Source organism: Achromobacter sp. 413638, from assembly GCF_043119405.1.
Taxonomy (GTDB): Bacteria; Pseudomonadota; Gammaproteobacteria; order Burkholderiales; family Burkholderiaceae_B; genus Achromobacter.
Map to the genome: position 1 here is coordinate 69,407 of NZ_JBICCO010000017.1, position 18,405 is coordinate 87,811.

Consider the following 18,405-nt stretch of genomic DNA (forward strand, 5'->3'; position numbering starts at 1 on the left):
GCTAGGACGCGTCCCAGGGATTGATGACGGCAATGCCCGCTGCCTGGAAGGGCGCGGCGTCGCGGGTAGCGACGGCGTATCCCCGGGCGGCGGCGATGGCGGCAATATAACCGTCCGCCATTGGCAGGCCCTTGCCGGCGGCGCGCGCCTTGATGGCCAGCGCCGCGTAGTGATGGGCGGCGTCGGCGTCGAAGGCCAGCACGCGCTCGCCGAACAGCGCGACGATGCCGTCGAAGACCATGCCCAGGCCGCGCTTGCGCCGGCCTTCGGGCAGGGCGCCGATGCCGTACATCATCTCGGCGAGCGTGACGCTGGACAGGTACAGGGTCTCGGCCACCTGGTCGTTCAACCAGGTCTTGACCGCCGGATGCGGCTCGGGCTTCATCGCTTCGGAGACGACGTTGGTGTCCAGGACGATCATGCGATTTTCATCGGCTTGGCGGGTTTGCGGTCGCGCGTGTCTTCCAGGACGGCGAAGTCCTCGTTGCGCAGGCCGGCCTTGCGGCCGAGTTCCGCCAGCAGGTCGCCCAGGCGCGGGCGCTGCTCGGCCTTCACCGCGTGTTCCAGGATCTCGCGCACTTCGGCCTCGGTGCTGCGGCCATGGTTGGCCGCGCGCAGGCGCAGGGCGCGGTGGACTTCGTCGGGCACGTTTCGGACGGTCAGGATCGCCATTGTCAATCGCTTGAGATTGCAGTCAATGCTGTCAATTTTATGTTGATGCAGTCATCCAGGGCAAATCGGCTTCTGACAGGGCGGGGTTCAAGACAGGGGCGCGTTCAATCGCCCGGCATCTGCGCATCCGCCTCGTACGTCCGCGCCAGCGCCGCCGCCGCCTGCTGCATGCGCGGCAGCCAGGCGCGGGCCGCGTCGATGGACAGGCGCGCCAGCGGCGCGTGCAGCGCCACGGCGGCCACGGCGCGGTTGCCGTGCAGGATCGGCACGGCCATGCAGACGATGCCCAGCAGGTACTCCTCGCGGTCGAAGCTGGCGCCTTCCTTGCGGATGCTGCGGAATTCGGGATCCAGCGCCTGCATGTCGCACAAGGTGTTGGGCGTGTAGCGCGGCAGCGGCGCGGCGGCCAGCAGGCGTTCGCGCGCCTCGCGCCGCATGTGGGCCAGGAACAGCTTGCCGCTGGCGCTGCAGTGCAGCGGCACGCGCGAGCCGGGCTGCAGGTTGACGCGCAGCGGCCAGGCGGTTTCGACGCGGTCCAGGTAGACGACCTCGTCGCCGTCCAGCATGGTGCAGTTGCAGGTCTCGCCGATCTCGTCGACCAGGCTGTCCAGGATGCGGTGGCGCTCGCCGCGCAGCGGCGAGTTGATCATGGCGTCGCGCGCCAGCGCGGCCAGCCGGGGGCCGCTGACGTAGCTCTTGCTGGCGGGCTCGCGCAGCAGCATGCCGGCGTCGGCCAGCCGCGACAGGATGCGCAGCACGGACGGCTTGGGCAGCCCGGAGGCCTCGGTCAGGGCGGCCAGCGACACCGGACGTTCGGATTGCGCCACCAATTCCAGCAGGGTGAGCGCGCGCAGCGCGGCGGAGGATTCGTCTTTCATCTTTCAAAAAATGAAGATCTGGCCTGTGGCGGTCCGCCCCGTGACGGATTTTGCGGAAAGTGGAACGAGGCGGGATGGGAATGACGGCGCTTCGGGTGCAGTATCGGCGTAGCCCGGCCGATATGCAATCCAGAATCCACCCGTCCAGCGCCGGCCCGCCAGGAGATAGACATGAGCAGCAAGCAACACATGACCCCCAGCGAAGCGTTTGTGGAAACCCTGGTCGCCCAGGGCGTGAAGGACGTCTTCGGCATCGTCGGCTCGGCCTTCATGGACGCGCTCGACCTGTTTCCGGCGGCGGGCATCCGCTTCGTGCCGACGGTGCACGAGCAGGGCGCGGCGCACATGGCCGACGGCTATTCGCGGGTGACGGGCAGGCACGGCGTCTGCATCGCGCAGAACGGCCCGGGCATCACCAATTTCGTGACGGGCGTGGCGGCGGCCTACTGGGCGCACAGCCCGGTGGTGGCGATCACGCCCGAGACCGGCACGTCCGGCATGGGCCTGGGCGGCTTCCAGGAAACCGAGCAGCTGCCGATCTTCTCGCGCATCACCAAGTACCAGGCGCACGTCAACCGCGCCGACCGCATGGCCGAGTTCACGGCCAAGGCCTTCGACAACGCCATGGCCGAGCGCGGCCCGGCGCAGCTGAACATCCCGCGCGACTACTTCTATGGCGAGATTGACGTGGCGATTCCCGAGCCGCGCCGCGTGCGTCGCGGTCCGGGCGCCGAGGAAGACCTGGAAGCGGCGGCCAGGCTGCTGGCCGAGGCGCGCTTCCCGGTGATCGTGGCCGGCGGCGGCGTGCTGTTCTCGGACGGGCAGGCCGAGTGCGTGGCGCTGGCCGAGCTGCTGGGCGCGCCGGTGGTGACCAGCTATCTGCACAACGACGCCTTCCCGTCGCGCCATCCGCTGTGGTGCGGCCCGCTGGGCTACCAGGGCGCCAAGGCCGGCATGAAGCTGTTGTCCGAGGCCGACGTGGTGCTGGCGCTGGGCACGCGGCTGGGGCCGTTCGGCACCTTGCCGCAGCACGGGCTGGACTACTGGCCCAAGAACGCCCGCATCATCCAGGTGGATGCCGACCATCGCATGCTGGGGCTGGTGCGCCCGGTATCGGTGGGCATCTGCGGCGACGCCAAGCCGGCGGCGGCCGCGCTGGCGGCCAAGCTGGCCGCGCGCGAGCTGGCCTGCTCGGCCACGCTGAGCGCGCGCGCCGACCGCATCATTTCCGAGAAGAGCGCCTGGGAAAAGGAACTGGACGGCTGGTCGCACGAGCGCGACGACTGGAGCCTGGACATCATCAGCCGGGGCGGCGGCCGCATGCATCCGCGCCGCATGCTGCGCGAGCTGGAACTGGCCATGCCCGAGCATGTGATGGTGTCCACCGACATTGGCAACATCTGCTCGGTGTCCAACAGCTATCTGCGCTTCGACGAACCGAATTCCATGCTGGCGGCCATGAGCTTCGGCAACTGCGGCTACGCGCTGCCGGCGCTGATCGGCGCCAAGCTGGGCCGGCCCGACCGTCCGGCCGTGGCCTATGTGGGCGACGGCGCCTGGTGCATGAGCTTCCAGGAACTGCTGACCTGCGTGCGCGAACGCATTCCGGTGACGGCGGTGGTGTTCCACAACGGCCAGTGGGGCGCGGAAAAGAAGAACCAGGTGGACTTCTACGGTCGCCGTTTCGTCGGCAGCAATCTGCAGAACCCGAACTTCGCCGAGCTGGCGCGCGCGATGGGGGCCGAGGGCCTGCGGGTCGAGCACGCCGACCAGGTGGGCGACGCGCTGCGCGCGGCCTGCAAGGCGCAGTCCGAGGGCAAGACCACGGTGCTGGAGATGATGGTGAGCCAGGAACTGGGCGATCCGTTCCGCCGCGACGCGCTCAAGCAGCCGGTGCGCTTCCTGAAGAAGTACCAGCCCTACGTCAACCAGCCCTTCGCGTCGGGGGAAACGCCGCTGTCGATCGAGCCGGCGGGACACTAGGCGCGAGGACGGGCGCGCGCCGGGGCCGGATCCGGAGGCACGGATGCGGTCCACAGGATCCAGGAGCGGGGATCCGGCGCGGCCTGCCGATACGTCCGCGACAACGGGCCCGGCCGCGCGCCGGGCCGATGCCAGCGCGCCGCGCGGGGCGGCGCCAGCAGGAGCGAGAAAGATGGCGAGCGATGGATTGTTCGCGCCGCTGCGCGATGCCGCGCTGTCGGCGGGCCGGCTGCGCACGGCGGTGGCGTATCCCTTGTCCGCGTCCAGCCTGGGCGCGGCGGTTCAGGCGCGCGCCGCCGGCTATATCGAGCCGGTGCTGGTGGGGCCGCGCGCGCGCATCGCGCGGCTGCTGGAGGAATCGGGCCTGCCAGCCGGCGGGCTGGAGATCATCGACGCGCCCGACGACGAGCTGGAATCGGCGCGGGCCGCGGCGGCGCTGGCGCGCGATGGCGCCGTGGGCATGCTGATGAAGGGCAGCCTGCACAGCGACCATTTCATGGCGGCGGTGGTGGCGCGCGAGTCGGGCCTGCGCACGGCGCGGCGCATCAGCCATGCCTTCGTGATGTCGGTCGCGGCCTATCCCAAGCTGTTCATCCTGACGGACGCGGCGGTCAATATCGCGCCCACGCTGGCCGAGAAGGCCGACATCGCGCAGAACGCCATCGACCTGGCGCGCTCGCTGGGCGTGGACCGGCCCAAGGTGGCGGTGCTGTGCGCGACGGAATCGGTGAACCCGTCCATGCCGGCCACGCTGGACGCGGCGGCCCTGTCCAAGATGGCCGACCGGATGCAGATACGCGGCGCGCTGGTGGACGGACCGCTGGCGCTGGACAACGCCATCTCGCGCGAGGCGGCGGAGCTGAAGGGCATCGCCTCGCCGGTGGCGGGGCAGGCCGACATCCTGCTGGCGCCCGATATCGAGGCCGGCAACATGCTCTACAAGGAACTCACCTGGCTGGCCGGCGCGGGCGCGGCCGGGCTGGTGCTGGGCACGCGCGTGCCGGTCCTGCTGACCAGCCGCGCGGATTCGGTGCAGGCGCGAGTGGACAGCTGCGCGATCGCGGCCCTGCACGCGCGCGCCTCGGGGGTCTAGAGCGGGTCTGGGCTATTCGTCCCAGGCCAGCTTCTGCGGGGCCTCGAACATCGCCCGGTCGAAGTTCGCGGGCAGCCGGTGCAGCAGGTCCAGCAGGGCTTCGCGCGAGAATTCCTGGCCATAGGAGGCCTTGTCGGCCTCGCACGGCACTTCGGCCCAGTACAGGTTCTTGCTGGCGTCATGCAGGATCTGGAAGCTCTGCCCCTGTTCGTTGACGATGCCCAGATAGTCGTCCAGATCGAGCAGGCACCAGAAGTAGTCGTCCAGCAGCCCGGCCAGCGTGACGCGGACGTTTTCCTCCGGCTCCACGTGGCGGGCGATGCCGGGATGCTGTTCGAAGCTGGCGTAGACGGTGTAGGCGGTCGGCGATGTGGCGGGGCGGCGCGCGGCGTCGCTGGCGGTGGACGCGGGCAGCTTGCCGGCGAACGGCGCCAGGCCTTCCTCCAGCGTCCAGACCGGGAAATCGTCCTCGTCGGCGCCGCTGGCCTGGCTCCAGGCCTCGCGCGCCACGTACAGCAACGATTCGCACCAGCTCGTGTCGGGATCGGCGTCCGCATCGTCGAACATCGCCGGCCAGCGCAGCGAGGCTTCGAACCATGCCTGTCCGCGCGCGACGGCATGGCAGGCGGCATAGAGCAGCGCGTCGTCGCCAAACGGTCCCGTCCTGGCGCGCGAGGCGGTCAGCAAGGCCGCGAGCCTGTCGGCCAGGCGCAGGGCAAAGGCCGCGATGTCATCGGCGGGCAACTGGGTCAGCGCCGCGCGCAGCGGCGCCAGGCTCTCGTCGTCCTGCCCGGACAGCAGCAGCGGGCGGTCGACATGCGTCATCAGTTGCCAGAACCGGGCTTCGGGCATGGGGGCGGGCAGGGTGGTCATGGGGCGTGACATGAATGGCGATGCCGGATGATACCCAAAAGCCCCGCTGTCCTTGGCCTGGGCAAGACGGTCGGTCCGAGCCGCCTGGTGATGAGTGGCCGACAGCCCGGGTCAGCCGGGTCAGCCTTCCAGCACGCGCAGATCCGGCGGCCGGTTCTCGATGATCGCTTCCATGGCGAAGAATCCGGTCACCGTCGACAGCTCGAAATCCGTGATCAGCTTTTGATAGAAGCGGTCATAGCCCGCCATGCCGCGGCAGACCACCTTGATCAGGTAATCCCAGTCTCCGCCGATGCGATAGAACTCGGTGACTTCCGGCAGGCGCTCGACATGCAGGCGGAACCCGTCGGCCCAGGCCTTGGCGTGGTGGCTGGTGCGGATCATGACGAACACCGTCAGGTCCAGGCCCAGCGCCACCAGGCTGACCTCGGCCCGCGTGCCGCGGATGATGCCGCAGGCATTCAAGCGTTGCAGCCGGCGCCAGCAGGCGTTCTGCGACAGGCCCACCCTATCGGCCAGCTCGCGCTGGGACAAGGCGCCGTCTTTTTGCAGGCAGCTGATGATGCTGAGATCGAACTTATCTATTTTTTCTAATTTGTCGTTCATTTGATCTGTATTTGGTAGTTTTGCGCAGAATATAGGTGATGTTTCATCACGGTGTTCCATCGTATGATATTTCGCTATTTACCGGAACCCGCGCCACCATGTCTACCCCCATCGCGACCAGCCCCGCCAAGACCACCCCCTTGCAGCAGTTTCAAGAGAGCCTGAAAACCGGCGACGTCGCGGCTGCGCTCGCGGAAGGGCTCATCGGCAAGGACGCCGCCATCGACGGCCCGTTCGGCGCGAAGCCGCTGGTCTATGCCGATTACGTCGCGTCCGGCCGCGCCTTGATGCAGGTGGAACGCTTCATCCTTGAGCAAGTGCTGCCGTATTACGCCAACTCGCATACCGAAGCGTCCTATTGCGGCGGATTCATCACCCGGTTGCGCCGCGAAGCGCGCGCCGCCATCGCCCGGTGCTGCGGCGCGGGCGAAGAGCACGCGGTGATCTTCGCGGGGTCGGGCGCAACGGCCGGCATCAACCGGCTGGTCCATCTTTTTGGCGTGCGCGCGGCCCTCGCGGCGGGCCGACAGGTCCGCGTGATCATCGGCCCGTATGAGCATCACTCGAACATCCTGCCCTGGCGCGAATGCGGCGCCGACGTCATCGAATTGGGGGAAAGCCCCGAAGGCGGACCGGACCTGGCCGAATTGGCCGCCGCATTGCAAGCGCCGGACGGCACGCTCGTCATCTGCGCGCTGTCGGCGGCCTCGAACGTGACCGGCATCGTCGCGGACGTCCCGGCCATCACGCGGCAGGTCAAGCGGTCAGGCGCGAAAATGCTGTGGGACTACGCGGGCGGCGCGCCGTACCTGTCCATCCAGATGTCGCCTGCCGCCGATGCGCAGATCGACGCCATCGTTTTCTCGCCGCACAAGTTCATCGGTGGTCCCGGCGCCTCGGGCGTGCTGATCGTCCGGCGCGACGCCGTGACCGAGACGACGCCGGCCTGGCCGGGCGGCGGCACCGTCAAGTTCGTGTCGCCGGCCGGCCACGATTACAGCGGCAGCCTGGAATCACGCGAAGAGGCGGGCACCCCGAACGTGGTGGGCGATATCCGCGCCGCGCTGGTCCTGCTGGTGAAGGAAGCGCTGGGCGCCGATTTCATGCGGCAACGCAACGCGCACTTCGTGCAGCGGGCGCTGGGCGCCTGGAAAGACGCCGGACAGCTGGAACTGCTGGGGTCGCTGACGGCCAACCGCCTGCCGGTATTTTCTTTCCGCGTGCGCAACGGCGCGGGCGGTTTCGTGCACCAGCAATTGGTCACGCGCATGCTGAGCGACCGATTCGGCATTCAGGCACGGGGCGGCTGCGCCTGCGCCGGGCCCTATGTCCATCGCCTGCTCGACATCGGCGAAGAGCAGTCGCTGCTCATGCGGCAGGCCATTCTTGACGGTCGCGAAATCGAAAAGCCCGGATTCGTCCGATTGAATTTCAGCGCGCTGCTGTCGGACGACAAGGCCGATTTCATCCTGGCGTCGGTGCTGGAACTGGCCTCGGACGCGGCCGATTTCGAAGGCCTGTATGACTTCGATCCCAGCCGCGCCATCTTCTTTCCGAAAGGCACCGCGCTGGCCGCCGCGGCCTGATCCGTCTTTCCGCCACGCGCCGCAATCTTCCGCTGGCACCAACGACAGCGGCGTTTTGGTACTAAGCCCGGCTCCGGCGCGTGGCTACGCTTGACCCCAGGCCGTCGGCATGCACGAAGCGGCCGATGGACCACGATTCCAAGGGGGAAGCGACATGCGCAGCGCAAGACATATCCTGGCCGGCCTGCTTACCGCGTTCGCGCTCGGCTCGGCCGGCGCGGCGGAAACGCCCAAGACGGGCGGCACGCTGGTGATCGGCTCGACGCAGGTGCCGCGCCACCTGAACGGCGCGGTGCAGTCCGGCGTCGCCACGGCGCTGCCCAGCGCGCAGCTCTTTGCCAGCCCGCTGCGCTTTGACGCGGACTGGAAGCCGCAGCCGTATCTGGCGGAATCCTGGGAGCTGTCGCCCGACGCGCGCACGCTGACGCTGCATCTGCGCAAGGACGCGCTGTTCCATGACGGCAAGCCGGTGACGTCCGAGGACGTGGCGTTCTCGGTCATGGCGGTCAAGCAGAACCATCCGTTCCAGACCATGCTGGCGCCGGTCGACAACGTGGAGACGCCGGACCCGCACACGGCGGTGCTGCGCATGTCCCGGCCGCATCCGGCCATCCTGCTGGCCATGTCGCCGGCGCTGATGCCGGTGCTGCCCAAGCATGTCTACGGCGACGGCCAGGACCTGAAATCGCATCCGCGCAATTCGGCCGACATGGTTGGCTCGGGACCGTACCGGCTCAAGGAATTCAAGCCCGGCCAGGAAATCGTGCTGGAGCGCTTCGACAAGTTCTTCCTGCCCGGCAAGCCTTACCTGGACCGCGTGGTGGTCAAGATCAACCCCGACGCCACCAACCTGCTGATCGGCCTGGAGCGCGGCGATGTGCAGGTGCTGCCCTACATGAGCGAGCCAACGCTGCTGCGGCGCGCCAAGGACAATGCCGCGCTTTCGATGACCAGCCGTGGCTACGAAGGCATCGGCGCGCTGAGCTGGCTGGCCTTCAACACCGCGCGCAAGCCCTTCGACGACGCGCGGGTGCGCCAGGCCATCGCCTACGCCATCGACAAGAATTTCATCGCCAAGGCGCTGAATGGCGGCTTCGCCACGGTGGCCGACGGCCCCATCATCGCCACCAGCCCCTATGCCTCGGCGGACCTGAAGAAGTATCCGCTGGACTTGAAGCGCGCCGAGCAGCTGCTGGACGAGGCCGGCCTGAAGAAGGACGGCAAGGGCGAGCGCATGACGCTGACGGTGGACTACATGCCGGGCAGCGACGTGCAGGGCAAGAACGTGGCCGAATACCTGCGCAGCCAGCTCAAGAAGGTCGGCATCGCGGTGCAGGTGCGCGCCTCGCCGGACTTTCCGACCTGGGCCAAGCGCATCGCCAGCCATGATTTCGACCTGACCACGGACATCGTCTTCAACTGGGGCGACCCGGTGATCGGCGTGCACCGGACCTATCTGTCCAGCAACATCCGCGACATCGTCTGGACCAACACCCAGTCGTACAGGAACCCCAAGGTCGACGCGCTGCTGGAGCAGGCGGGCGTGGAAACCGACGAGGGCAAGCGCCGCGCGCTGTATGCCGAGTTCCAGAAGCTGGTTACGGAAGACCTGCCGATCGACTTCCTGACCGTGATCCCGTACCACACCCTGGCCTCGCGCAAGGTCCACGGCCTGCCCGATGGCATCTGGGGCGTGCTGTCGCCGCTGGACGAGACCTGGCTGCAATAAGGCCGAGGAGGGCGCCATGTTGAGATACCTGGGACGCAGGCTGGCCTATGCGCTGGCGCTGCTGCTGGCGGTGGTGACGCTGAATTTCCTGCTGATCCACATTTCGCCGGGCGATCCGGTCGAGACCATCGCTGGCTCGATGGGCGGCATCAGCGAGGAACTGCGCGCCCAGCTGCGCGCGCAATACGGGCTGGACAAGCCCTTCATCGCGCAGCTGGGGCTGTACCTGGGGCAGGTGCTGCGCGGCGACCTGGGCCATTCCTATTTCTTCAACCTGCCGGTGACGCAGCTGATCTGGGATCGCGTGCCGGCCACGCTGCTGCTGGTCGTGACCTCGGTGCTGGGCGCTTTCCTGGCCGGCACGCTGCTGGGCACGCTGGCCGCGCGCAAGCCCAACGGGCCGCTGTCGCAGGGCATCACGCTGCTGTCCATCGTCGGGTACTCGGCGCCGGTGTTCTGGACCGGCATCCTGCTCATCATTCTGTTCGCGTCGATGCTGCCGATCTTCCCGGTGTCCGACATGCGCACGGCGGGCGCGTCCGAGCTGGGCTGGTCCGGCGCGCTGGACGTGCTGCATCACCTGGTGCTGCCGGCCTGCACGCTGGGCTTCGTCTACCTGGCGCAATACAGCCGGCTGGCGCGCGCCAGCGTGATCGAGGCGCTGTCCGCCGACTACATCCGCACCGCGCGCGCCAAGGGGCTGCCCGAGCGCACGGTGCTGTACAAGCACGCGCTGCGCAACGGCGTGCTGCCGGTGGTGACGATGCTGGGCCTGCAGTTCGGCAACGTGCTGGCCGGCGCCATCCTGGTCGAGACGGTCTTCAACTGGCCCGGCCTGGGCCGGCTGGCCTTCGACTCGGTGCTGCGGCGCGACTATCCGACGCTGCTGGGCATCCTGCTGTTCGCCTCCTTGCTGGTGGTGGTGATGAACCAGCTCACCGATCTGGCCTACCGGCTGGTCGATCCCCGGATCAAGACATCATGAGCCAGACTCCCGCCGCGCCGCCGGGCGCCGTATCCGCTGTATCCGTCTCGTCCGTTTCATCCGCAGCCGCCGTGGCGACGGGCGCTGCCGCCGCGCCAGGCCGCGCGCCGGCCCGCCAGTCGCGCGAGGCGCTGCGCGCCTTCCTGCGCAATCCATCCGCCGTCGTCGGCCTGCTGCTGCTGGCCGCCGTGCTGGCGGTGACGCTGTTCGGCCCGGCGCTGATGCCGGCCGATCCCTTCGAGATCGTCAGCGCGCCGATGGAGCCGCCCGGCGCCGAATTCCTGCTGGGCACGGACTACCTGGGGCGTGACGTGCTGACCGGCCTGGTCCACGGCGGCCGCGCCACGCTGCTGGTGGGCGTGGTGGCGGCGGTGCTGTCGGTGCTGATCGGGGTGACGGTGGGCGCGCTGGCCGGCTACTACGGCGGCTGGATCGACGAGGCGCTGATGCGCGTCACCGAGTTCTTCCAGGTGCTGCCCACGCTGCTGTTCGCCATGGTGCTGGTGACGCTGTTCTCGCCGTCGCTGGCGACGATCGCCATCGCCATCGGCGTGGTCAGCTGGACCGGCACGGCGCGGCTGGCGCGCGGCGAGTTCCTGCGGCTCAAGCGGCGCGAGTACGTGCTGGCCGAGCGCGTCATCGGCGCGGGAGACGCGCGCATCATCTGGCGCGTGATCCTGCCCAACGCGCTGGCGCCGCTGATCGTGTCGGCCACGCTGGCGGTGGGCACGGCGGTGCTGTTCGAGGCCGGACTGTCGTTCCTGGGGCTGGGCGATCCCAACGTCATGAGCTGGGGGCTGATGATCGGCAGCAACCGCCCCTACATCCTGACCGCGTGGTGGGCGGTGACGCTGCCCGGCGCGGCGATTTTCCTGACGGTGCTGGCCGTGAGCCTGATCGGCGACGGCCTGAACGACGCGCTCAATCCGGCGTCCAGGGGACGGCTATGAACGCCGCCGTCCTGCAGGCGATGACGCCCGGCGACGCGCCGGCCCCCGGCGCGGCCGATCCGGTGCTGCGCGTGGAGAACCTGACGCTGGCCTTTCGCGCGCGCGGTCGCAGCGCCGACGTGCTCAATGCGGTCAGCTTCGAGCTGCGGCCGGGCGAGACGCTGTGCCTGGTGGGCGAGTCCGGCTGCGGCAAGAGCATGACCGCGCTGGCCATCATGCGGCTGGTGCCCGAGCCCGGACGCATCGGCGGCGGCCGCGTGCTGCTGCGCGGCGAGGACCTGGCCGCGCGCGACGAGGGCGCGATGCGGCAGGTGCGCGGCAACAGCATTTCCATGATCTTCCAGGAGCCGATGACCGCGCTGAATCCGGTCTACACGGTGGGCGAGCAGATCGCCGAGCCGCTGCGGCTGCACCAGGGCCTGGACAAGGCGGGGGCGCGGGCGCGCGCCATCGAGATGCTGCGCTCGGTGGGCATACCCGCGCCCGAGCGGCGCGTGGATGATTATCCGCACCAGATGTCCGGCGGCATGCGCCAGCGCGTGATGATCGCCATCGCGCTGGCCTGCGATCCGGCCGTGCTGATCGCCGACGAGCCGACCACGGCGCTGGACGTGACCGTGCAGGCGCAGATCTTCGACCTGCTGCGCGAACAGCAGGCGCGGCGCGGCACGGCGGTGCTGATGATCACGCACGACATGGGCGCGGTGTCCGAGATGGCCGACCGCATCGTGGTGATGTATGGCGGGCGCATCGTCGAGCAGGGCGCCTGTCGCGACGTGCTGACCGAGCCGCTGCATCCGTACACGCAGGGCCTGATCGCCTGCCTGCCGGAGCTGGACCGCGAGCCGGACGAGGCGCGGCCGGACCTGCCGGAGATCCCCGGCGTGGTGCCGTCGATCTGGGATCGCGGGCCGGGCTGTCCGTTCCAGGCGCGCTGCGAGCGGGCGATGCCGCGCTGCGGCGAGGCGTTTCCGCCGCTGGCGCGGCCGTCGCGGGCTGGCGCGATGCATGGGGACGCCGATGCCGCAATGGCTTCCGACGCGGCGGCATCCGGCGCGGAGCATGGCGTGGCCTGCTGGCTTTATGTGGAGGCGCAATCATGATCCAGACCCCGACCTCGACCCCGGCCCCAATCCCGACTCCGGCCCCGGCCGCCTCCGCGCCGCTGCTGTCGGTGCGCGACCTGGCCGTGCATTTCCCCGTATCGGGCGGCGGCGGCCGGACCGCCACGGTCAAGGCCGTGGACGGCGTGTCCTTCGAGCTGGCGCGGGGCCGCACGCTGGCCATCGTGGGCGAGTCGGGCTCGGGCAAGACCACCACGGCGCTGTCGGTGCTGCGCTTGTCCGAGCCCACCGCCGGCGTCATCCATTTCGACGGGCAGGACCTGACCGCCCTGCGCGGCGAGCCGTTGCGCCGCATGCGCCGCCAGTTGCAGCTGGTGTTCCAGGATCCGTATTCCTCGCTCAATCCGCGCCAGCGCGCCGGCGACATCGTGCGCGCGCCGCTGGACCTGATGGACATCGGCCCGGCGGCCGGGCGCGCGGCGCGCGTGGCCGAGATGTTCGAGCTGGTGGGCCTGCGGCAGGACCAGCAGGCGCTGTATCCGCACCAGTTCTCCGGCGGCCAGCGGCAGCGGCTGAACGTGGCGCGGGCGCTGGCCAGCGGGCCGGACCTGATCGTCTGCGACGAGCCGGTGTCGGCGCTGGATATCGCCATCCGCGCGCAGATCCTGAACCTGCTGCGCCGGATCCAGCGCGAGCGCGGCCAGTCCTTCCTGTTCATCTCGCACGACATGGCGGTGGTCGAGCACATCTGCGACGACATCGCGGTGATGTACCTGGGCAAGATCATCGAGCGCGCCTCGCGCCGCGCCTTCTTCACGCGGCCGCTGCATCCCTACAGCGTGGCGCTGATGTCGGCGGTGCCCACCGTGAGCGGCGGGCGCGAGGCCGCCGCGCGCCGCGTGCGGCTGGCGGGCGATCCGCCCAGCCCGGTGGATCCGCCGCCGGGTTGCCGGTTCGCGGGGCGCTGTCCGGCCGCGCAGCCGCTTTGTTCAGCCAGCGAGCCGCCGCTGCGCGAGGTGGCGCCGGGTCATGACGTGGCCTGCCATTTCGTCGAGCGACGCGACGGCGCGCTGGTCGCGCCGCTGTAGATGACGACAAGTTCAGTGGCCGGCAAGTTCATGGGCGCGATGCGCCCGGCCCCGGCTTTGGCGGCGGGGCTTCGCGGCCGCGTTCCGTTTTGCAGCTTTCTCACTATCCCGCCACAGGAGTCCGATCCATGTCCCAGCCCGCCGTTCCGACCACGATCTACCAGGCCCGCAGCATCCTCACCATGAATCCGGCCCGACCGCGCGCCACCCACGTGGCGGTGCGCGACGGCCGCATCCTGGGCGTGGGCGGGCTGGACGAGCTGAAGACCTGGGGGCCGGCCGAGCTGGACCGGCGCTACGCCGACCAGGTGCTGATGCCCGGCCTGGTGGAAGGCCACTGCCATCTGCCCGAGGGCGGCATGTGGAAGTTCGTGTACGTGGGTTATTACGATCGTCGTGGTCCGGATGGCAGGACCTGGACCGGGCTCAAGAGCTTCGAGGCGGTGGCGGCGCGGCTGCGCGAAGCCGAGGCCGCGCTGCCCGCGGACCGGACGCTGATCGGCTGGGGCTTCGATCCGATCTACTTCGGCGGCGAGCGCATGGACCGCCGCCACCTGGACGCGGTGTCCAGTGAACGTCCAGTCGTGGTGATGCACGCCAGCATGCACCTGATGAACGTGAACGGCGCCATGCTGGCGCGGGCCGGCATCGATGCCGATACCGACGTGGACGGCATCACCCGCCTGCCCGACGGCAGCCCCAGCGGCGAGCTGTGCGAATTCGCCGCCATGTTTCCCGTGATACGCCTGATCGGCAACCCCTTCCGCACCGTGGGTCTGTCGGAAGACGGGCTGCGGCTGTTCGGGCAGGTGGCGCGGCGCGCCGGCGTCACCACCGCCACCGATCTGGTGAACGAGCTGGAAGGGGAAGGGCTGGCGCGGCTGTCGCGCATCACGGCCGAGCCGGACTATCCGGTGCGCATCGTGCCGGCGGCCTCGGCGCTGGCCTTTCCGGGCGATCCGGCGCGCTGCCTGGAAACGCTGCGCGCCGCCACGGCGCTGAACCACGACAAGCTGCGCCTGGGCATGGTCAAGCTGGTGGTCGACGGCTCCATCCAGGGTTTCACGGCGCGCCTGCGCTGGCCCGGCTATCACAACGGCGCGCCCAACGGCATCTGGGTGACGGCGCCGGGCGAGCTGGACGGGTTGGTGCAGGCCTATCACGAGGCCGGCGCGCAGCTGCACATTCATACCAATGGCGACGAGGCCACGCAGGTGGCGATCGAGGCGGTGGCGCGGGCGCTGGCGCGCCATCCCCGGCCGGACCACCGGCACACGCTGCAACATTGCCAGATGGCGGACGCGGCGCAGTTCCGGCGCATGGCCAGCCTGGGGCTGTGCGCCAATCTGTTCGCCAACCACATCTACTACTGGGGCGATGCGCACTACGCGCAGACCATGGGGCCGGACCGGGCCGAGCGCATGGACGCCTGCGCCACGGCGGCGCGCGAGGGCGTGCGCTACGCCATCCACTCCGACGCGCCGATCACGCCGCTGGGGCCGTTGTTCACCGCCTGGTGCGCGGCCACGCGAACGACATCCTCGGGCCGGGTGCTGGGCGAGTCCGAGCGCATCGAGGTGGACGAGGCGCTGCGCGCCATCACGCTGGGCGCGGCCTATACGCTGCACATGGATCATCTGGTCGGCTCCATCGAGGTCGGCAAGCATGCGGACTTCTGCGTGCTGGAGGACGATCCCTCGGCCTTGCCGGCCGAGCGGCTGAAGGACGCGCGGGTGTCGGGCACCGTCGTCGGCGGACGGCCGATGGCCTCGGACGCCTGAGATGGACGGCGCAAAGGGCGGACGCATCCCGCTGACCGTGGTCGGCGGTTTCCTGGGCGCGGGCAAGACCACGCTGCTGAACCATGCGCTGGCGCAGGCCCGGCGGCGCGCGGCGGTGCTGGTGAACGACTTCGGGCCGGTGGACGTGGACGCGGGCCTCTTGGCGGACAGCGCCGGGCAGGTGCTGCGGCTGGCCAATGGCTGCGTCTGCTGCTCGCTGGCCGGCGGCCTCGACGAGGCGCTGGCGCGGGTGCTGACGCTGGATCCGCTGCCGGAGTGGATCGTGATCGAAGCCAGCGGCGTGTCCGACCCCGCGCGCATCGCGCAGGTCGGGCTGGCCGATCCGATGCTGCAGCTTGAAGGCGTGGCGGTGCTGGTCGACGCCGCCGCGATCCGCGAGGCGGCGGCCGATCCCTTGCTGGCGGACACGGTGGCGCGGCAGCTGCGCGCGGCCGATCTGCTGGTGCTGAACAAGACCGATCTGGTGTCCGCGCAGGCGCTGGATGCGCTGCGGCATTGGTTGCATGGCCAGACCGGCGGCACGGCCATGGTCGAGGCGCGCGAGGGCCGCGTCGGGCTGGAATGCCTGGAAGGGGACTGGGACGCCCGTGCTTGCGGGTGCGGCGCGTGCGATACGAAGCACGGCCACGCGCACGCGCCGCAGGACGATCCCGCGCATCCCTTCGATACCTGGGTCTGGCGCGCGCCGCCGCTGCTGGATGCGCGTCGTTTCGCGGATCAGATGAAGCTCTTGCCCCGGCCGCTGATGCGCGCCAAGGGCTGGGTGCGCACCGACCGGCATGGCTGGGTGCTGGCGCAATGGGCGGGCCGGCGGCTGCGTTTCGACGCGCAGGCGCGGCGTCCGGACGATGCCGTCGAGCCTGGACTGGTGTTGATCGGCATGCGCGGGGCCGTTGGCGCGGATGAGATCGCTGCCTGCCTGGACGCGGCGGCCCTCGGTTGAACGCGGCTTGCCGCCCGCGTGTGGTGCGCTTCGGCCTTCCTGCCTGCCTTCTGGTGCAAGCGATTCCCCCCGTCTGGTTCTAGTCCATCCAACGGCGGCCGCGTACCTTGATCCTGACGATGGCGCATGCCGCGCGGGCCTGGGCGGCGCGCCGTTCCGCGACTACAGGCCTACAGAGGAGAGCAGGCAATGGGGACCACCATGGACAAGAGCGTCAGCGCGGAAATGCTGGCCGAGTTCGCGGCCGCATGGAACCGGCATGACATCGATGCGCTGATGTCCTTCATGAGCGAGGACTGCGTGTTCCTGACCGTGGCCGGACCGGAGCAGTGGGGCGCGCGGCACGAGGGGCCCGACGCCGTGCGCCGCGCCTTCGCGGCGGCCTGGCAGAACTTTCCGGACGCGCAGTGGCGCAACGGCCGGCACTGGGTCTGCGGCGAGCATGGCGTGTCGGAATCGACCTTCACCGGCACGGCGGCGGACGGCTCGCGCGTCGAGGCCGACATGGTGGACGTGTTCACCTTCAAGAACGGCAAGATCCAGGTCAAGAACGCCTACCGCAAGCAGCGCCCGGCCTTGCCGGCGCGCGCCTGAGGCGGCCATCGCCCCGACACCGCAGGGAGCCCAAGCATGGACGCTCGCATGGATGCGCAGATGAATGCACGCATGGACGCTTCGACGCCGGGCCGCGCCGGCCCCCGGCCTTATGACCCGGCCTACGATCCGCTGGTGTCGCCGCCGGGGCGGGGCCAGGACTACGCGCCCACCTACTGGGTCGCCACCGCCGGGCCGCCGCCGCAGGACGACGGCCCGGTCAATGGCGACATGGAGGTGGACGTGGCCGTGGTCGGCTCGGGCTTCACCGGGCTGTCGGCCGCGCTGACGCTGGCGCGCGACTACGGCGTGCGCGCGGTGGTGCTGGAGGCCAACCGCGCGGCCTGGGGCTGCACCAGCCGCAACGGCGGCCAGGGCCAGAACGCCTCGGGGCGGCTGTACCGCTCGCAGTGGATCCAGCGCTGGGGGCTGGACACGGCGCGCCGGCTGGACGCCGAGATCCGCGAGGGCTTCGAATACTGGAAGAGCCTGGTGGCGCAGGTGGACTGCGACGCGCAGCCGGGCGGCCATCTGTATACGGCGCATCGGCAGAAGAAGATGGCCTTCCTGGAGAACGAGAGCCGCGTCATGCGCGAGGTCTTCGGCTACGACACGCGCATGCTGAGCAAGGACCAGCTGCGCGAGCGCTACGTGGACGATCACGAGGCCGTGGGCGCGCTGCTGGAGCCGGACGGCGTGGGCGTGCATCCGCTCAAGCTGGCCTACGGCTACCTGCGCCAGGCGCGTGCGCTGGGCGCGAGCATCCATCCGTCCAGCCCGGTGCTGGGCTGGCGCGCGCAGAACGGCGCCTATCTGTTGCAGACCCCCGGCGGCACGGTGCGCGCGCGGCGCGTGGCCTTCGCCACCGGCGGCTACACGGCGCAGGGCGTGAATCCGCTGCTGGACAACCGCATCATGCCGGTGCTGTCCAACTCGCTGGTGACGCGCGCGCTGTCGCCGGCGGAGCTGGAAGCGGCCGGCCTGAAGAGCACCGTCTTCATCACCGACACGCGCACGTTGCGCTTCTACTACCGGCTGCTGCCGGACGGCCGCGTGCAGATTGGCAGCCGCAGCGCGGTCCACGGCGCCGACGCGCAGAACCCGCGCCACCTGGCCTTGCTCAGGGCCGGGCTGGTGCGCAAGTTCCCGTCGCTGCGCGACGTGGATGTGGACTATTCCTGGTGGGGCTGGGTGGACGTCAGCCACGACATGATGCCGCGCGTGACTCAGCCGGATCCCGCGCAGCAGGTCTATTACGCGTTTGGCTATGGCGGCAACGGCGTGTCGTTCTCGGCGCATGCCGGCCGCCGGCTCGCGCAGCGGCTGATGGGCCAGGATGGCCTGAAATGGGACCTGCCGATCTACGACTCGCCCTTGCCGGGCCATCTGTTCGCGCCGTTCCGCCGGCTCGGCCAGAGCCTGCTGTACCGCTGGTACTACCTGCGCGACGAAATGTTGTGAGGAGGGTGGGGGGGGGGGGGGGGGGGGGGGGGGGGGGGGGGGGGGGGGGGGGGGGGGGGGGCGGCGGGGCGGGGGGGGCGGGCCGCGCCGCCCCGCCC

The 18,405-nt window shown here is 69.9% G+C and carries 17 protein-coding genes; 12 read left to right on the forward strand and 5 right to left on the reverse strand.

The genetic code is table 11. The features are described from left to right. Nucleotide 1 precedes the first annotated feature (1 nt). The 3 genes from ACEU5R_RS09725 to ACEU5R_RS09735 all read right to left on the reverse strand — a co-directional run bounded on the left by ACEU5R_RS09725 (nt 2) and on the right by ACEU5R_RS09735 (nt 1,550). The gene (locus ACEU5R_RS09725; RefSeq protein WP_103274163.1) at nt 2-421 is read right to left on the reverse strand and encodes a PIN domain-containing protein; all 420 of its coding nucleotides are present in this window, start codon (nt 419-421) and stop codon (nt 2-4) included. Beyond that, nucleotides 418-672, reverse strand: coding sequence for a plasmid stabilization protein (locus ACEU5R_RS09730; RefSeq protein WP_103274164.1), 255 nt, complete (start codon nt 670-672; stop codon nt 418-420). The genes ACEU5R_RS09725 and ACEU5R_RS09730 overlap by 4 nt, the downstream gene beginning before the upstream one ends. Before the next feature lie 104 nt (nt 673-776). Then, nucleotides 777-1,550, reverse strand: a complete 774-nt coding sequence (locus tag ACEU5R_RS09735) for an IclR family transcriptional regulator (protein WP_103274165.1) — start codon at nt 1,548-1,550, stop codon at nt 777-779. A 171-nt stretch (nt 1,551-1,721) separates the two neighbouring features. On the opposite strand from ACEU5R_RS09735, the gene xsc reads away from it, so the two are divergent. Together xsc and ACEU5R_RS09745 are read left to right on the forward strand one after the other, a co-directional pair. Beyond that, nucleotides 1,722-3,533 carry a sulfoacetaldehyde acetyltransferase gene (gene xsc, locus ACEU5R_RS09740; RefSeq protein WP_392409993.1) on the forward strand — a complete coding sequence of 604 codons (1,812 nt, stop codon included), beginning with the start codon at nt 1,722-1,724 and terminating at the stop codon, nt 3,531-3,533. 172 nt (nt 3,534-3,705) lie between these two features. Further along, nucleotides 3,706-4,626 (forward strand): bifunctional enoyl-CoA hydratase/phosphate acetyltransferase, encoded by a 921-nt coding sequence (locus ACEU5R_RS09745; RefSeq protein ID WP_392409994.1) that lies wholly within the window; start codon nt 3,706-3,708, stop codon nt 4,624-4,626. Nucleotides 4,627-4,638: 12 nt separating this feature from the next. On the opposite strand, the gene ACEU5R_RS09750 is transcribed toward ACEU5R_RS09745, so the two are convergent. Both ACEU5R_RS09750 and ACEU5R_RS09755 read right to left on the reverse strand, forming a co-directional pair. Continuing rightward, nucleotides 4,639-5,511: a DUF4240 domain-containing protein gene (locus ACEU5R_RS09750; RefSeq protein WP_392409995.1), complete on the reverse strand. Its 873-nt coding sequence runs from the start codon at nt 5,509-5,511 to the stop codon at nt 4,639-4,641. Nucleotides 5,512-5,619: 108 nt separating this feature from the next. Further along, nucleotides 5,620-6,105 (reverse strand): Lrp/AsnC family transcriptional regulator, encoded by a 486-nt coding sequence (locus ACEU5R_RS09755; protein ID WP_103274168.1) that lies wholly within the window; start codon nt 6,103-6,105, stop codon nt 5,620-5,622. Between the two features lie 98 nt (nt 6,106-6,203). On the opposite strand from ACEU5R_RS09755, the gene ACEU5R_RS09760 reads away from it, so the two are divergent. The 10 genes from ACEU5R_RS09760 (at nt 6,204) to ACEU5R_RS09805 (ending at nt 18,307) form a co-directional block, all read left to right on the forward strand. Next, nucleotides 6,204-7,691: an aminotransferase class V-fold PLP-dependent enzyme gene (locus tag ACEU5R_RS09760; protein WP_392409996.1), complete on the forward strand. Its 1,488-nt coding sequence runs from the start codon at nt 6,204-6,206 to the stop codon at nt 7,689-7,691. 154 nt (nt 7,692-7,845) lie between these two features. Continuing rightward, entirely contained in the window at nt 7,846-9,420 is a 1,575-nt protein-coding gene (locus ACEU5R_RS09765) for an ABC transporter substrate-binding protein (protein ID WP_392409997.1), read from the forward strand. A 16-nt stretch (nt 9,421-9,436) separates the two neighbouring features. Next, entirely contained in the window at nt 9,437-10,405 is a 969-nt protein-coding gene (locus ACEU5R_RS09770; RefSeq protein ID WP_103274171.1) for an ABC transporter permease, read from the forward strand. Further along, the gene (locus ACEU5R_RS09775) at nt 10,402-11,355 is read left to right on the forward strand and encodes an ABC transporter permease (RefSeq protein ID WP_392409998.1); all 954 of its coding nucleotides are present in this window, start codon (nt 10,402-10,404) and stop codon (nt 11,353-11,355) included. Before ACEU5R_RS09770 ends, ACEU5R_RS09775 begins: the two co-directional genes overlap by 4 nt. Before the next feature lie 20 nt (nt 11,356-11,375). After that, the gene (locus ACEU5R_RS09780; RefSeq protein ID WP_392410005.1) at nt 11,376-12,458 is read left to right on the forward strand and encodes an ABC transporter ATP-binding protein; all 1,083 of its coding nucleotides are present in this window, start codon (nt 11,376-11,378) and stop codon (nt 12,456-12,458) included. Then, complete coding sequence (locus ACEU5R_RS09785; RefSeq protein ID WP_392409999.1) at nt 12,455-13,507, forward strand: ABC transporter ATP-binding protein; 1,053 nt, start codon at nt 12,455-12,457, stop codon at nt 13,505-13,507. The genes ACEU5R_RS09780 and ACEU5R_RS09785 overlap by 4 nt, the downstream gene beginning before the upstream one ends. 128 nt (nt 13,508-13,635) lie before the next feature. After that, the gene (locus ACEU5R_RS09790) at nt 13,636-15,288 is read left to right on the forward strand and encodes an amidohydrolase (protein ID WP_392410000.1); all 1,653 of its coding nucleotides are present in this window, start codon (nt 13,636-13,638) and stop codon (nt 15,286-15,288) included. A gap of 1 nt (nt 15,289) precedes the next feature. Next, nucleotides 15,290-16,252, forward strand: a complete 963-nt coding sequence (locus tag ACEU5R_RS09795) for a CobW family GTP-binding protein (RefSeq protein WP_392410002.1) — start codon at nt 15,290-15,292, stop codon at nt 16,250-16,252. A gap of 201 nt (nt 16,253-16,453) precedes the next feature. Then, on the forward strand, nt 16,454-16,846 hold the full coding sequence (locus tag ACEU5R_RS09800) for a nuclear transport factor 2 family protein (protein ID WP_212319579.1): 393 nt from the start codon (nt 16,454-16,456) through the stop codon (nt 16,844-16,846). 72 nt (nt 16,847-16,918) lie between these two features. Continuing rightward, a complete protein-coding gene (locus ACEU5R_RS09805; RefSeq protein WP_392410006.1) occupies nt 16,919-18,307 on the forward strand; it encodes an NAD(P)/FAD-dependent oxidoreductase in 1,389 nt (462 codons plus the stop codon). Nucleotides 18,308-18,405 lie beyond the last annotated feature (98 nt).

What these genes read in the sequence shown, in the direction of transcription:
- ACEU5R_RS09725 (WP_103274163.1), bottom strand. Translation starts at nt 421, where the DNA reads ATGATCGTCCTGGACACCAACGTCGTCTCCGAAGCGATGAAGCCCGAG.
- ACEU5R_RS09730 (WP_103274164.1), bottom strand. Translation starts at nt 672, where the DNA reads ATGGCGATCCTGACCGTCCGAAACGTGCCCGACGAAGTCCACCGCGCC.
- ACEU5R_RS09735 (WP_103274165.1), bottom strand. Translation starts at nt 1,550, where the DNA reads ATGAAAGACGAATCCTCCGCCGCGCTGCGCGCGCTCACCCTGCTGGAA.
- xsc (WP_392409993.1), top strand. Translation starts at nt 1,722, where the DNA reads ATGAGCAGCAAGCAACACATGACCCCCAGCGAAGCGTTTGTGGAAACC.
- ACEU5R_RS09745 (WP_392409994.1), top strand. Translation starts at nt 3,706, where the DNA reads ATGGCGAGCGATGGATTGTTCGCGCCGCTGCGCGATGCCGCGCTGTCG.
- ACEU5R_RS09750 (WP_392409995.1), bottom strand. Translation starts at nt 5,511, where the DNA reads ATGTCACGCCCCATGACCACCCTGCCCGCCCCCATGCCCGAAGCCCGG.
- ACEU5R_RS09755 (WP_103274168.1), bottom strand. Translation starts at nt 6,105, where the DNA reads ATGAACGACAAATTAGAAAAAATAGATAAGTTCGATCTCAGCATCATC.
- ACEU5R_RS09760 (WP_392409996.1), top strand. Translation starts at nt 6,204, where the DNA reads ATGTCTACCCCCATCGCGACCAGCCCCGCCAAGACCACCCCCTTGCAG.
- ACEU5R_RS09765 (WP_392409997.1), top strand. Translation starts at nt 7,846, where the DNA reads ATGCGCAGCGCAAGACATATCCTGGCCGGCCTGCTTACCGCGTTCGCG.
- ACEU5R_RS09770 (WP_103274171.1), top strand. Translation starts at nt 9,437, where the DNA reads ATGTTGAGATACCTGGGACGCAGGCTGGCCTATGCGCTGGCGCTGCTG.
- ACEU5R_RS09775 (WP_392409998.1), top strand. Translation starts at nt 10,402, where the DNA reads ATGAGCCAGACTCCCGCCGCGCCGCCGGGCGCCGTATCCGCTGTATCC.
- ACEU5R_RS09780 (WP_392410005.1), top strand. Translation starts at nt 11,376, where the DNA reads ATGACGCCCGGCGACGCGCCGGCCCCCGGCGCGGCCGATCCGGTGCTG.
- ACEU5R_RS09785 (WP_392409999.1), top strand. Translation starts at nt 12,455, where the DNA reads ATGATCCAGACCCCGACCTCGACCCCGGCCCCAATCCCGACTCCGGCC.
- ACEU5R_RS09790 (WP_392410000.1), top strand. Translation starts at nt 13,636, where the DNA reads ATGTCCCAGCCCGCCGTTCCGACCACGATCTACCAGGCCCGCAGCATC.
- ACEU5R_RS09795 (WP_392410002.1), top strand. Translation starts at nt 15,290, where the DNA reads ATGGACGGCGCAAAGGGCGGACGCATCCCGCTGACCGTGGTCGGCGGT.
- ACEU5R_RS09800 (WP_212319579.1), top strand. Translation starts at nt 16,454, where the DNA reads ATGGACAAGAGCGTCAGCGCGGAAATGCTGGCCGAGTTCGCGGCCGCA.
- ACEU5R_RS09805 (WP_392410006.1), top strand. Translation starts at nt 16,919, where the DNA reads ATGGACGCTTCGACGCCGGGCCGCGCCGGCCCCCGGCCTTATGACCCG.